Raw genomic sequence first — 13,411 nt, 5'->3', positions numbered from 1 at the left:
TTCCGCGACGATACGGGTCACGCCTGCGGTCCTGCCCTGCCCGCCGGAGCGGAATGCTGACGAATGTGGAAAGACTTCGCACGGGTGTCAGAGGGCGGCCAGCGCGGCGGCGGTGTTGATGACGGACACGTGGCTGTAGGCCTGCGGGAAGTTGCCGATCTGCCGACGGCGGGCGGTGTCGTACTCCTCCGAGAGCAGCCCGACGTCGTTGCGCAGGCCGAGCAGCCGGTCGAACAGGTCGCGCGCAGGGCGGCGGCGGCCCAGCATCGCCAGCGCGTCGGCCAGCCAGAACGAGCAGGCCAGGAAGATGCCCTCGCGGCCGGGCAGCCCGTCCACGCTCTCGTGCTCGGGCCGGTAGCGGAGCACGAAGCCGTCCTCCACCAGCTCGCGCTGGATCGCGTCCACGGTCCCGGCCACGCGCGGGTCGTCCGCCGGCAGGAAACCGAGGCGGGGGATGAGCAGCAGCGCGGCGTCCAGACCGGTGGAGCCGTAGTACTGGGTGAAGGTACCGCGGCCGGCGTCGTAGCCCTGCGCGCACACCTCGTCGTGGATCTCGCGGCGCAGCGCCCGCCACCGGTCCACCGGCCCGCCCAGCCCGAACGCCTCCACCGCCTGGACCATCCGGTCGGCGGCCACCCAGGCGAGGATCTTGGAGTGCACGAACTGCCGACGCGGGCCGCGCATCTCCCACAGCCCGTTGTCGGGCCGCCGCCAGACGCCTTCGAGATAGTCCATGATGCTCCGCTGCAGGTCCCACGCCTCCTCTACCACCGCGAGCCCCGACTGCCTGGCCAGGTGCAGACAGTCGAGGGTCTCGCCGTACACGTCGAGCTGGAACTGGCCGCTGGCGGCGTTGCCGACGTTGACGGGGGACGAGCCCTCGTAGCCGGGCAGCCAGTCCACGCTCCATTCGGGGATGCGCCGGGCCCCCTCGACCGTGTACATGATCTGCAGGGCGGCCGGATGCCCGGCGACGGCGCGAAGCAGCCAGTCCCGCCAGGCGCGGGCCTCGGCGTCGTAGCCGGCCGACATGAGCGCCTGCAGGGTGAACGAGGCGTCGCGCAGCCAGCAGTAGCGGTAGTCCCAGTTGCGGGAACGGCCGATCTGCTCGGGCAGTGACGTGGTGGCGGCGGCGACGATCCCCCCGGTCGGCGCGTACGTGAGGGCTTTGAGCGTCAGCAGGCTGCCGCGTACGGCGGCGCCGTCGTCGCCCCGGTAGCCGCAGCCGCTGATCCAGTCGCGCCACATGCGCTCGGCTCCGGTCAGGGACTCCTGCGCGTCGATGGCGTCCGGGCGCGGCAGCCACGAGTGCTGCCAGGTCAGGACGAACGGCACCCGGTCACCTGGCCCGGCCGTGAACTCCGCGGTGGTGCGCCGGGCGTCCTCGTCGACGCACAGAGGGACGGGAGTGCGCAGCCAGGCGGCGTCGGGCCCGGCCACGGCGGCGAAGAGGCCGTGCTCGTAGCGCAGCCAGGGCTCGTCGCGCCCGTAGTCGAAGCGGAGCATCATCTCCATCCGCATCCCGACCCGGCCGCGCACGCCCTCGACGATCCGGACCACGTCGGGCGCCTGCCCGCGCGGCGGCATGAAGTCCAGGATCCGCACCGCGCCGCCGTCGCACTCCCATGTGCTTTCCAGGACCAGCGTGTCGTCCAGGTAGCGGCGGGAGGAGCACGGGCCGCCAGACGCCGGAGCCAGCAGCCACCGGCCCGCACCGGGCTCGCCCAGCAGGGCGGCGAAGCAGGCGGGAGAGTCGAAGCGCGGCAGGCACAGCCAGTCGACGGACCCGTCACGGGCGACCAGGGCGGCGGTGTGCATGTCCCCGATGAGGGCGTAGTCCTCGATCCGCATCCCGGTCACCTCCTGGTCCTACGCGGTGCGGTACGGCCGCGCGGCGTCGGCGCGCAGGGTCAGGCCGTGACCCGGTTCCCCGGTGACCGGGCCTGCCAGCCCGCCGGTGGGGTCGGCGGCCCCGTCGAACAGCTCGGCCTCGATGCGCTGGTGGTCGTGGAACCATTCGATGTGCCGCAGGTTGGGCGTGGCGGCGGCGGCCGGCAGGTGCAGGTTGGGCGCGCAGTGCGCGGAGACCTGCAGATTGTGCCCGGCCGCGGCCGCGCAGGCGGTGAACCAGCCGGTGTAGCCGCCGCAGCGGGTGGCGTCGGCCTGGAGACAGTCGACCGCTTCCGCCTGGCACATGCGGGTGAAGTACGCCACGTCGCTCCCGTACTCCCCCGCGGCCACGTCGGCGGTGACCTGCCCCCTGACCAGCCGCAGGCCGGCCAGATCGTCGGAGGAGACCGGCTCCTCGAACCAGCGCACGTCGTGCTCGCGCATCTGCTCGGCCTGCCGGACGGCCTGCTTGGCGGTGTAGCCGCCGTTGGCGTCGACGTACAGCTCGGCGTCGCCGCCGATGACGCGCCGGGCCAGCGCGATCCGGTGCAGGTCGCGGTCGGGTCTGGCGCCGGACGACTCGCCGATCTTGATTTTGACGCGGCCGATGCCCAGCTCGTGGACCCAGTGGGTGAGCTGCGCGACGGTCGCGTCATCGTCATAGGTGGTGAAACCGCCCGACCCGTACAGCGGCACCCGCTCGCGGGCCATGCCGAACAGCCCGGCCAGGGACGTCCCCAGCAGTCGCGCCTTGAGATCCCACAGCGCGACGTCCACGGCGGAGACGGCGTACCCGGCGACGCCGGGACGGCCGGCGTTGCGCACCCGGCGGATCATGGACGCCCAGATCGCCGGGATCGCCAGGGCGTCCGCCCCCGTGACCACCTCCGCCAGGACGTCGCCGATGAATCCGGCCGCGGCCGCGGGCGCGTACGTCCATCCGGTCCCCGTCATGCCCTCGGCGCGGACCGTGGCGACGACCAGGGTCGTGGCGTCCCAGGCGAGGGTCCCGTCCCCTTCTGGCTGGTCGGTCGGCACCCGGTAGGCGGCGGCGGTCACCCCCTCGATCCTGCTCATGTGAGTGCGTGCTACCCCGTCCTACCTGGACAAACGGGCGTCAGCCGGTCCGCACGAGCTGCCACTGCTGGTTATTGCCGCCCCAGTCGTCGTACTGGACGATGTTGGCGTTGTCGGCGGTGGAGGCGCCCTGGACCTCCAGGGCCTTGCCGCTGTTGCGGTTGATCAGGCGGAGGTAGCCGCCGGAGTCGGCCGTCCGCCACTGCTGGTTGGTGCCGTTGTGGTCGGCCCACTGGACGATGGATGCGCCGTTGGCGGTCGACCAGTTGTGGACGTCCAGCACCTTGCCGGAATGGCGGGACTTCAGGCGGTAGTAGCCGCCGCCCGAGTCGACGAACTGCCATTGCTGCTGGTTGCCGTTGTTACGGGTCCACTGGGTGATGCGGCCGCCGTCGGCGGTGGACAGGTTGTAGACGTCCAGGGCCTTGCCGCTGTTGCGGTTGACCAGGACGTACCAGGCACTGGTGTCGATCCCGCCAGGGGACCCGGTCACGCCGGTGACGAAGGTGGTCACGCTCCGGGCGGGGAGCGTGACGGTGAAGGAGCCGTTGGACACGCCGGTCGTGCCCTGGGGCGCGACGTTCCTGCTCGCGTCGGTGAGCCAGGACGAGACGCTGGACGCGGTGCCGTTCGCCAGGGTGAACTGCTGGCTCACCCCGGAGGTTCCCTTGTTGATGGCGACGACGACGACCGTGGAGTCACCGCCCCGGTAGGCCGAGACGTAGACGTTCGACGCCGGGTTCGCCGTGGCCTCGATCCGCACGTACCCGGGGCGGACGAACCTGGCGAACTGCGCCATGTTGGCGCCGCGCTTGCTGATCTGGCCGTCCTCCCGCATGGGGCCGTACCCGCGCCGGATGTACCACCAGATGTAGGCCTGGAACTCGGCGTCCACCATGGCGCGGTGGATGTGCTCCCCCACGTCGAGCGCCTGGGGCCAGAGGTCGGCCGAATCGCTGCTGTTGGGGTAGTAGACCTCGGTCATCCAGAGCTCTTTGCCCGCGCCCTTCTGCTTGAAGAGGGGGTACGGGAAGTTCGCGAACGACGTGCCGTAGAGGTGAGCGCCGATGATGTCCACGTTGGCGAGCGCCGAGGGGTCGTTGAGTATGGGGTCCGACATGTTCTTCAGGTACTGGAAGGACTCGGGCGCGATGACCCTGGTGCCGATCGAGCCGGCGTTCTCCCGTAGGAAACGCACCATTTCGGCGGGAGTCCACCACGTCCATTCGTGGGCGTAGTCGGGCTCGTTCTGCACCGAGATGCCGTACAGGTTCACCCCGTTGTTCCGCAGGAAGCCGTTGAAGTCGTTCAGGTGCTGGGCGTAGGCGCCGTACATGTCGTACCTGAGGCGCCGGGCGTTGGTCTGGCTGCCGCGTACGAAGGTCTCGACCATGTGGGCGGGAGGGTTCCACGGCGAGGCGATGACGGTCGCCCCGAGCTCGATCGCGCGCCGCGCCGTCGCCAGGTCACGGCTCCAGTCGGCCTGGTTCTCGGGGACGGGGATCCTGAGCACGGAGAACCCCAGGCGGCCCTCGCCGGTGCCGAACGCCGTGTCCCGCTGGGCGGCCGTCAGGTCGCCGATCCAGGCGGAGTGGGTCATGCCGCCGAAGCCGCGGATCGTCTGCCGCCCCGCCGACGGATCGATGACCGCCGCGGCGGCGGCCGTCGCCCCCGCGGGCCGCGCCGTGGCCGCGATGACGGGCAGGGCTCCCATCGTGGCCAGCATGGTCCTCCGGCTGACGGGTCCGTTCCGCATGTTGCCTCCTCTTTTGGGAGCGCTCCCATTTCGGCGTACGCACGTACATGTCGGGGAGGGAAGGACTATCTCGGAGCGCCGAGTGTTCGCGCTAACATCTCTGGCTGGAACGTAGAGCCCTCACCCCGGCGCGTCAACCGTTCACCGGGAAGAAACTTAACCAAGATCATGACCGGAGGGCGGCCGTGCTCTGGCGGACCACGAGTTCGGTCCCCAGCTCCACCCGCTTCTGCTGCAGCGTCTCCCCCTCGGCCAGGCTGATCAACATGGTCGCGGCCGTGGCGCCCATCTCGCGCAGAGGCTGGTGGATGGTCGTGAGCGGCGGCTGCGCCCAGCGCCAGACCGGCATGTCGTCGAAGCCGATCACGCTCAGGTCGTCGGGAATGCGGAGCCGCAGCTCGTGGGCCGCGTGGTAGACGCCGATGGCCTGACCGTCGTTGGCGGCGAAGATCGCGGTGGGCGGCTCGGGTAATTTCATCAGCTGATGAGTGTGGGCCACCCCGTCCTCGATCTGAAAGTTTCCCTGACGGATGAGAGCCGGGTCGATCGGCACACCCGCGGCGTCGAGAGCGGCGCGGTAACCGTCCAGCCGGGCCCGGCTGGAGAGCGCGAACGAGGGTCCGGTGATCATCGCGATGCGCCGGTGGCCGAGTTCGAGCAGGTGACGGGTGGCCTCCAGGCCGCCGCTCCAGTTGGTGGCGGCCACGGACGGCACGCCGAGCCCCGGATTGCCCGCCGGATCCAGCACCACCAGGGGGATCTCCTGGGTCGCGAGGCGCACGCGCTGATCCTCCGCCGGCCCGGAGAACACGGTGATCACACCGGCGGGACGGCGGGTGAGCAGGTCGCCGATCCATTTGGGCTCGGGAGTGTGCCGGCCGCCGAGCTCGGAGACCACCACGCTCAGGCCGTGGGTCCAGGCGACCCGCTGGACCCCCTTGACGATCTCTATCGGGTAGTCTCCGGCGAGCTCGTGGAAGACGACCTCGATGAGGCTCGCGGGTTTGATGCGACGGCGCTGCCGGCGGTAGCCGTGTTCCTCGATGAGCCTCTCGACCAGCGCGCGGGTCGTCGGGCCCACCTCCGAGCGACCGTTGATGACCTTGGAGACCGTGGCGGTGGACACTCCTGCCAGCTCGGCCAGCTGAGTCAGGGTCAGTGGTACCGAAGGTGCCGATTCGCCGATGGGGGGTTCTCCGGTCGAGGCCATATCCGGAGTTTATCCAGGTACTTTTCGGTCGCCTCTCGGAGAGGAAGCAAGTTAACCCGGCGCCTTCGTGGTTCACAGGGGCTGTTCTCTGAAACTTTCACACACGGGTGTCCTGCCGTGTGCGCTTCTTTCCGGCGAATGCGCAGGCGAAGCGACATCCGGACGGCGACGCCCCTGTGCGCGAGTGGTGGTCCCTCGTTGACGACGGACGGGGGCATCGGATGTACTCCGCGACAACGTACTCGTCGAAGAAGGCCGCGCGGTTTCACGCGGCGAAGTGTTAGCGCTAACAAGTTTCGTGGTGAATTTCGTCCAGGCAAGCGGCCAACGGCTCTGGAGGTCTCTGTGAGGCGCGTGCTCGCGGTTCTCTCGTCACTGCTGCTGGTGGGCGTGTTCCTCACGCCACAGGCGTCGGCCGCGACGGTCGACACCAACGCCTGGTACGTCCTGGTCAACCGCAACAGCGGCAAGGCCCTGGACGTCTACAACCTGTCCACCGCCGACGGCGGCCGCATCACCCAGTGGACACGTAACAACGGCAACCAGCAGCAATGGCAGTTCGTCGACTCGGGCGGCGGCTACTACCGCCTCAAATCCCGCCACTCCGGCAAGGTCCTCGACGTCTACAACTTCTCGACCGCCAACGGCGCATCCATCGTCCAGTGGGCCGACCACAACGGCACCAACCAGCAATGGCGGCTCGCCGACAGCCCGGACGGATACGTGCGGCTCATCTCCCGCCACAGCAACAAGGCCCTGGAAGTCCAGAACGCCTCCACCGCCGACAACGCGAACATCGTCCAGTACGACGACTGGGGCGGCAACAACCAGCAGTGGCAGCTCGTCCCGATCGGGAGCGACCCGAATCCGGGCGGCACCTACACCAACCCGGTCGTCTGGCAGGACTTCGCCGACGGCGACATCATCAGGGTGGGCGACGCCTACTACTACTCGGCCTCGACGATGCACTACTCGCCGGGCGCGCCGATCCTGCGCTCCTACAACCTGGTCGACTGGGAGTACGCCGGGCACTCGGTGCCGAGGCTGGACTTCGGCTCGGGCGCCTACGACCTCAACGGCGGCCGGGCGTACGTGAAGGGCATCTGGGCCTCGACCCTGAACTACCGGCCCAGCAACAGCACCTACTACTGGATCGGCTGCGTCGAGTTCAACCGGACGTACGTCTACACCGCCTCCGCCGTGGACGGCACGTGGAGCAAGCGCTCGCAGATCAACAACTGCTACTACGACGCCGGCCTGCTGGTCGACACCGACGACACCATGTACGTCGCGTACGGCAACGGCACCATCAGCGTCGCCCAGCTCACGGCAGACGGGCTCGGCCAGGTCCGCGCCCAGCAGGTGTTCCAGACCCCGAGCAGCGTCGGCACCCTGGAGGGCGCCCGCTTCTACAAGCGGAACGGCTACTACTACATCTGGCTGACCCGCCCCGCCAACGGCCAGTACGTGCTCCGCTCCACGTCGCCGTGGGGTCCGTACGAGATGCGCCAGGTCCTGCTCGACATGCCCGGCCCCATCCCCGGCGGCGGCGTCCCCCATCAGGGCGGGCTCGTCCAGACCCAGAACGGCGCGTGGTACTACATGTCCTTCGTCGACGCCTACCCCGGCGGGCGGGTCCCGGCGCTCGCGCCGATCACCTGGAACGGCGACTGGCCGACCGTGCAGACCGTCAACGGCGGCTGGGGCGTCACCTACCCGAAGCCGAACATCCAGACCAGCCGGACCGTGGCATCCATGATCGGCCCCGACACCTTCACCTCGGGCAGCCTCGGGCACCGCTGGGAGTGGAACCACAACCCCGACACCAGCCGCTTCTCCACGGGCAACGGCCTGCGCCTGCAGACCGCGACCGTCACCGGCGACCTCTACAACGCCCGCAACACGCTGACCCACCGCATCCAGGGCCCGTCGTCGACGGCGACGATCGAGCTCGACTACTCGCAGATGAGCAACGGCGACCGCGCCGGGCTGGCCATGCTGCGCGACCAGTCGGCCTGGATCGGCGTCAAACGCGACAACGGCGTCAACCGGGTCGTGATGACCAACGGGCTCACCATGAACAGCTCGTGGCAGACCACCGGCACCGGCACCGAGGCGGCGAGCGCGAACATCTCGGGCGGCCGGCTCTGGCTGCGGGTCAGCGCCGACATCCGGCCCGGGTCCGGCAGGCAGGCCCGCTTCTCCTACAGCACGAACGGCAGCGACTTCGTGAGCCTCGGCCCGGCCTTCGCCCTGAACAACGCCTGGCAGTTCTTCATGGGCTACCGCTTCGGGATCTTCAACTACGCCACCCAGTCACTCGGCGGCGCGGTGACCGTGCGCCGCTTCGACCTCACCACCCCTTGACCTCGACCCCTTGACCTCGACGCAGAAAGGCGCGAACCCGTCCATGAAGAACAGATTCCTGGCCGTCCTCGCGACGGTGGCCGCCTTACTGGCGAGCCTGCTCGTCGCCCTTCCCGCCGCCCACGCCGCCACCGTGGACACCAACGCCTGGTACGTCCTGGTGAACCGCAACAGCGGCAAGGCCCTGGACGTCTACAACCTGTCCACCGCCGACGGCGGCCGCATCACCCAGTGGACCCGTAACAACGGTAACCAGCAGCAATGGCAGTTCGTCGACTCGGGCGGCGGCTACTACCGCCTGAAGTCCCGCCATTCCGGCAAGGTGCTGGACGTCTACAACTGGTCGACCGCCAACGGCGGTGCGATCGTCCAGTGGGCCGACCACAACGGCACCAACCAGCAATGGCGGCTCGCCGACAGCCCGGACGGACACGTGCGGCTCATCTCCCGCCACAGCAACAAGGCACTCGAAGTGCAGGGCGCCTCCACCGCCGACAACGCCAACATCGTCCAGTACGACGACTGGGGCGGCAACAACCAGCAGTGGCAGCTCGTCCGGGTGGACGGCGGCGGCGGCGACCCGGGCCAGTGCGACCTTCCCTCGACGTACCGCTGGACGTCGACGGGCCCGCTGGCGCAGCCGAAGTCGGGCTGGGTCTCGCTCAAGGACTTCACCGTCGCCCCCTACAACGGCAGGCACCTCGTCTACGCGACGACGCACGACACGGGCACCAGGTGGGGCTCGATGAACTTCAGCCTGTTCACCAACTGGTCGGACATGGCCTCGGCCAGCCAGAACACGATGTCGTCCTCCACCGTCGCGCCCACGCTCTTCTACTTCGCCCCCAGGAACATCTGGGTGCTCGCCTACCAGTGGGGCAGGACCGCCTTCTCCTACAGGACGTCGAGCGACCCCACCAACCCGAACGGCTGGTCGTCGGAGCAGCCGCTCTTCTCCGGAAGCATCTCGAACTCCGGAACCGGCCCCATCGACCAGACGCTCATCGGTGACAGCACGAACATGTACCTGTTCTTCGCCGGCGACAACGGCAGGATCTACCGGGCCAGCATGCCCATCGGGAACTTCCCCGGCAATTTCGGCACCACCTCGACCGTGATCATGAGTGACACGACGAACAACCTGTTCGAGGGCGTCCAGGTCTACAAGCTCCAGGGCCAGAACAAGTACCTCATGCTCGTCGAGGCGATCGGCTCGCAGGGCCGCTACTTCCGCTCGTTCACGGCCACCAGCCTGAACGGTTCGTGGACGCCGCAGGCCGCCACAGAGGGCAACCCCTTCGCCGGCAAGGCCAACAGCGGCGCCACCTGGACCAACGACATCAGTCACGGCGAGCTGGTCCGCGCCAACGCCGACCAGACCTTCACCGTCGACCCCTGCAACCTGCAGCTGCTCTACCAGGGACGCAGCCCCAACTCCGGCGGCGACTACGGGCTCCTGCCCTACCGCCCGGGTCTGCTGACCCAGCAGCGCTGATGGCGTGACCTCGAAGGCGGGCTCTGCACAAGGGCCCGCCTTTGACATGCCGTGCCGCTTCCCTGATGATAAGCGGCAATGAAAACGGTTTTCGTTCCTAAGCGGCCGTCCGAGGCACGCGAAGGCCCGCGCGTCGGCGTGATCGTCGTGTCGCTGGCCGTCGCCCTGGCGGTGTCGGTGCTGCTGGCGATCGGCTCGGGCGCCGCGGCCGTGCCTCCCGGCCAGACGCTGCGCTACCTGTGGGCGGCCGTCACCGGCGGCGCGATCTCCGCCGAGGAGATCACGGCCTACCAGATCATCTGGCAGGTCAGGACGCCGCGGGTACTCCTGGCCGTGCTGGTGGGAGCCGGCCTCAGCGCGGTCGGCGTGGCGGTCCAGGCCATGGTGCGCAACGCGCTGGCCGACCCGTTCGTCCTGGGGGTCTCGTCAGGGGCGTCGGCCGGGGCCGTCCTGGTCACGGTGTCCGGCGGGCTGGCCGCGATGGGGATCTACGCGGTCTCCGCGGGCGCCTTCCTCGGCGCGCTGCTCGTCTCGGCCCTGGTCTACCTGGTCTCACGTCGAGGCGGCGGGCTGGAGCCGCTGCGCCTGGTCCTCACCGGGGTGGCGATGGCGTTCGGGTTCCAGGCGGTCATGAGTTTGATCGTCTACTTCGCCCCGGACGGCGAGTCGACCAGCACCGTGCTGTTCTGGTCGATGGGCGGCCTGGGCGGGGCGACGTGGGGAGCGCTGCCGGTGGTGACGGTCGTCACGGCCGTCTCCGTCGTGGTGCTGCGGCGGCTCGGCCGGAGCCTGGACGTGCTGGCTCTGGGCGACGAGACCTCGATGAGCCTCGGGGTGGACACCGAGACGCTCCGCCGCGGGCTGTTCGTCCTGACCTCGCTGCTCACGGGCGCGATGGTGGCCGTCAGCGGCGCGATCGGGTTCGTCGGGCTGGTGATGCCGCACGTGGTGCGGCTGTGGGTGGGTGCCGCGCATGTGCGCGTGCTGGCCGTCGCGCCGCTCGCCGGCGCCGTCTTCATGGTCTGGGCCGACCTCATGGCGCGGACCGTGGTGGCGCCGCGCGAGCTGCCGATCGGGGTGATCACCGCGCTGGTCGGCGTGCCGGTGTTCGTCACGCTGCTGCGCCGGCGCGGCTACCTCTTCGGGGGCCGGTCATGACGGCCGACCTGAAGGTGGACGGCCTGTCGGTGTCGCTGGGCGGTGTCACCGTCGTCGAGAGTCTTTCGCTCGCCGTCGGGCCCGGCCAGGTCGTGGGGCTGATCGGGCCCAACGGCTCGGGCAAGACGACGGCGTTGCGGTGCGTCTACCGGGCGCTGCGGCCGTCGCGCGGCGCGATCTGGATCGACGGTCAGGACCTGTCCGCCATGACGCTGCGGGACAGCGCGCGCGTGGTCGCCGCGCTCACCCAGGAGGGCGGCGCGGATCTCGACTTCACGGTCGAGGAGGTGGTCGCCCTCGGCCGGGCCCCGCACGTACGGGGCAACCAGGCGCTCGGCCCGCGCGAGCGGGAGCTGTGCCGGCAGGCCATGGAGCGGATGCAGGTCCTGCACCTGGCGGGCCGGGGGGTGTTGTCGCTGTCCGGCGGCGAACGCCGGCGGGTGCTGGTCGCCCGCGCGCTCGTCCAGGAGCCGCGGCTCCTCGTCCTGGACGAACCGACCAACCATCTCGACCTGCGCCACCAGATCCGGCTGCTGTCGATGCTCAAGGGCTCCGGCCTCGGCGTGCTCGTCACCCTGCACGACCTCAACCTCGCTGCCTCCGCCTGTGACCACCTGGTCGTGCTCGCCGCGGGCGAGGTCGTCGCCTCCGGCACGCCCGGCGAGGTCCTCACCGAAGCTCTCCTGCGCGACGTCTTCGACGTCGTGGCCAGCGTCGTCCCCCATCCCCTCACCGGTGTGCCGCAGGTGCTCTACGACCTCGGCCCATGAAAGGAACCACCGCATGATCGCGCGTACGTCCCGCTCCCTCCGTCCGATGGCCGCCGTCCTGACCGGGACACTCCTGCTCGCCGGCTGCGGCGCGCGGATCCAGGACGGTACGGCGTCCGTACGGAAGGTGACCGTCAACCGGTGCGGCGAGCAGGTCGAGTACACGACGCCGGCCCGCGCCGTGGTGTACGAGGCGGGCAGCGCCGACAAGCTGTTCGCCCTCGGTCTCACCGAGCACGTGCATGGCTACGTCATGCCGCCCGCGAACCCTCCGGTCGAGGAGTCCCCCTGGGCCGCCGAGTACGCCGAGGTCGAGTTCCTCAGCGACGACCTGCTCAACCGCGAGCTCGTGGTGGACGCCAGGGCCGACTTCGTGGTCGCCGGATGGCGTTCGGGCTTCAGCGACCAGCGCGGCATCACCCCGGCCATCCTCGACGGGCTGAAGATCCAGAGTTTCATGCACGCCGAGTCGTGCTTCAACTATCCCGGCCATCCCGAACGGGTCACCCCCTTCGAGGGCCTCTACACCGACCTTGAACGCCTCGGCCGGATCTTCGGCGTCGAGGACCGGGCACGGGCCCTGGTCGCCGGATACCGGGAGCGCGTCGAGGCGGTGCGGGCGCGGGCGCCGAAGGGCGACCCCGTGCCGGTCTTCCTGTACGACTCCGGCACCGACAAGCCCTTCACCGGGGGCGCCCAGGTGCCGCCCAACGACATCATCCGCTTCTCCGGCGGCCGCAACGTCTTCGCCGGGCTGGACGCCCGCTGGAGCGAGGTGACCTGGGAGGCGGTGGTCGAGGCGCGGCCGGAGGTGATCGTCATCCTCGACTACGGCGACAAGCCCGCCCGGGAGAAGATCGCGTTCCTGAAGGAGTTCCCCGCCACCAGCGCACTGCCCGCGGTGGTCCACGACCGCTTCTACGTCCTCGACTACAACGAGGGCATCAGCGGGCCGCGCAACATCGACGGTCTGGAAGGCTTCGCCGCCTACCTCCGCGACCTGGAACGGTGACCGGGCCCACCGTCGTCAGGGGCGCCCCGCCAGGGTCAGCCGCAGGGCGAACTCCGCGTAGGTGTCCGCGACCTCCTCGGGTTCGTACGGCATGGCGGAGTCGTACCAGTTGGCCACCCGCATCCCCATCCCGCTGATCGCCGTGACCGCCAGGAAGGCGTCGGGCACGTCGAAGACGCCCTCGGTGATGCCCTCGTCGAGGATGTCGATCAGCAGCTGGCGGCCGTCGGCGCGGAGCATGAGCGCGGGGCCGGCCAGCTCGGCGGAGAGGGCGTGCAGTTCGTTGTTGGCGACCACCGCGAGCATGGGGAACTCGGCGTGGACCAGGACGTGCGCGCGGGCCACGCGGCGCAGGCGCGCCTCGGGGTCCGCCGGTCCCGCGGAGGCCGCCTCGACGAGCCGCCGGTGGTGCTCCTCGTGACCGATGCGGACCAGCTCCGCCAGGACGTTCTCCTTGGCGGGGAAGTGGGAGTAGAGGGTCGCCGAGCGGATCCCGCAGGCCGTTCCGAGGTCGCGGATGGACGTGCCGTAGAAGCCCCGCTCGGCGAAGAGCAGCAGCGCCTCGCGCAGGATCCGGCCGGAGGTGCCCTCCAGCAGGACGTGCTCCGGGAGCCGGACCTGGGAGGCGGCGAATCGTCGCTGGGTCGCGAGTGCTGCCGATCGATCGCTAGTCACG

At 69.8% G+C, this 13,411-nt stretch carries 10 protein-coding genes; 5 read left to right on the top strand and 5 right to left on the bottom strand.

All coding sequences use genetic code 11. The features are described 5' to 3' along the window. Positions 1–87 precede the first annotated feature (87 nt). From ACIBF7_RS06830 to ACIBF7_RS06815, 4 genes are all read right to left on the bottom strand, one after another. Positions 88–1,851, bottom strand: coding sequence for a glycoside hydrolase family 15 protein (locus ACIBF7_RS06830; protein ID WP_397196617.1), 1,764 nt, complete (start codon positions 1,849–1,851; stop codon positions 88–90). Positions 1,852–1,869: 18 nt separating this feature from the next. Beyond that, positions 1,870–2,967 (bottom strand): enolase C-terminal domain-like protein, encoded by a 1,098-nt coding sequence (locus ACIBF7_RS06825; protein WP_397196616.1) that lies wholly within the window; start codon positions 2,965–2,967, stop codon positions 1,870–1,872. A 40-nt stretch (positions 2,968–3,007) separates the two neighbouring features. Then, positions 3,008–4,723, bottom strand: coding sequence for an RICIN domain-containing protein (locus ACIBF7_RS06820; RefSeq protein WP_364231724.1), 1,716 nt, complete (start codon positions 4,721–4,723; stop codon positions 3,008–3,010). 166 nt (positions 4,724–4,889) lie between these two features. Then, a complete protein-coding gene (locus tag ACIBF7_RS06815; protein WP_219545524.1) occupies positions 4,890–5,933 on the bottom strand; it encodes a LacI family DNA-binding transcriptional regulator in 1,044 nt (347 codons plus the stop codon). Positions 5,934–6,278: 345 nt separating this feature from the next. Between ACIBF7_RS06815 and ACIBF7_RS06810 the strand changes: the two genes are divergently transcribed. The 5 genes from ACIBF7_RS06810 to ACIBF7_RS06790 all read left to right on the top strand — a co-directional run bounded on the left by ACIBF7_RS06810 (position 6,279) and on the right by ACIBF7_RS06790 (position 12,735). Next, positions 6,279–8,300, top strand: coding sequence for an RICIN domain-containing protein (locus ACIBF7_RS06810; RefSeq protein ID WP_397196615.1), 2,022 nt, complete (start codon positions 6,279–6,281; stop codon positions 8,298–8,300). A 43-nt stretch (positions 8,301–8,343) separates the two neighbouring features. Further along, positions 8,344–9,795 carry a non-reducing end alpha-L-arabinofuranosidase family hydrolase gene (locus ACIBF7_RS06805; RefSeq protein WP_219545522.1) on the top strand — a complete coding sequence of 484 codons (1,452 nt, stop codon included), beginning with the start codon at positions 8,344–8,346 and terminating at the stop codon, positions 9,793–9,795. A 78-nt stretch (positions 9,796–9,873) separates the two neighbouring features. Further along, entirely contained in the window at positions 9,874–10,953 is a 1,080-nt protein-coding gene (locus tag ACIBF7_RS06800; protein WP_397196614.1) for a FecCD family ABC transporter permease, read from the top strand. After that, complete coding sequence (locus ACIBF7_RS06795; protein WP_397196613.1) at positions 10,950–11,723, top strand: ABC transporter ATP-binding protein; 774 nt, start codon at positions 10,950–10,952, stop codon at positions 11,721–11,723. Before ACIBF7_RS06800 ends, ACIBF7_RS06795 begins: the two co-directional genes overlap by 4 nt. 13 nt (positions 11,724–11,736) lie before the next feature. Beyond that, positions 11,737–12,735 carry an ABC transporter substrate-binding protein gene (locus ACIBF7_RS06790; RefSeq protein ID WP_397196612.1) on the top strand — a complete coding sequence of 333 codons (999 nt, stop codon included), beginning with the start codon at positions 11,737–11,739 and terminating at the stop codon, positions 12,733–12,735. A 15-nt stretch (positions 12,736–12,750) separates the two neighbouring features. Here the strand turns inward: ACIBF7_RS06790 and ACIBF7_RS06785 are convergent, their stop codons facing one another. Continuing rightward, a complete protein-coding gene (locus tag ACIBF7_RS06785) occupies positions 12,751–13,410 on the bottom strand; it encodes a TetR/AcrR family transcriptional regulator (RefSeq protein ID WP_397196611.1) in 660 nt (219 codons plus the stop codon). Position 13,411 lies beyond the last annotated feature (1 nt).

Origin of the sequence: Nonomuraea sp. NPDC050478, from assembly GCF_044458265.1 — a bacterium.
GTDB classification, from domain to species: domain Bacteria; phylum Actinomycetota; class Actinomycetes; order Streptosporangiales; family Streptosporangiaceae; genus Nonomuraea; species Nonomuraea ferruginea.
The sequence above is the reverse complement of the archived record's forward strand: the minus strand, read 5'-3'. Positions and strand labels throughout refer to the sequence as shown.

Coding starts and splice junctions, on each gene's coding strand:
- ACIBF7_RS06815 (WP_219545524.1), bottom strand. CDS start 5,933: ATGGCCTCGACCGGAGAACCCCCCATCGGCGAATCGGCACCTTCGGTA.
- ACIBF7_RS06805 (WP_219545522.1), top strand. CDS start 8,344: ATGAAGAACAGATTCCTGGCCGTCCTCGCGACGGTGGCCGCCTTACTG.
- ACIBF7_RS06830 (WP_397196617.1), bottom strand. CDS start 1,851: ATGCGGATCGAGGACTACGCCCTCATCGGGGACATGCACACCGCCGCC.
- ACIBF7_RS06795 (WP_397196613.1), top strand. CDS start 10,950: ATGACGGCCGACCTGAAGGTGGACGGCCTGTCGGTGTCGCTGGGCGGT.
- ACIBF7_RS06800 (WP_397196614.1), top strand. CDS start 9,874: ATGAAAACGGTTTTCGTTCCTAAGCGGCCGTCCGAGGCACGCGAAGGC.
- ACIBF7_RS06820 (WP_364231724.1), bottom strand. CDS start 4,723: ATGCGGAACGGACCCGTCAGCCGGAGGACCATGCTGGCCACGATGGGA.
- ACIBF7_RS06825 (WP_397196616.1), bottom strand. CDS start 2,967: ATGAGCAGGATCGAGGGGGTGACCGCCGCCGCCTACCGGGTGCCGACC.
- ACIBF7_RS06790 (WP_397196612.1), top strand. CDS start 11,737: ATGATCGCGCGTACGTCCCGCTCCCTCCGTCCGATGGCCGCCGTCCTG.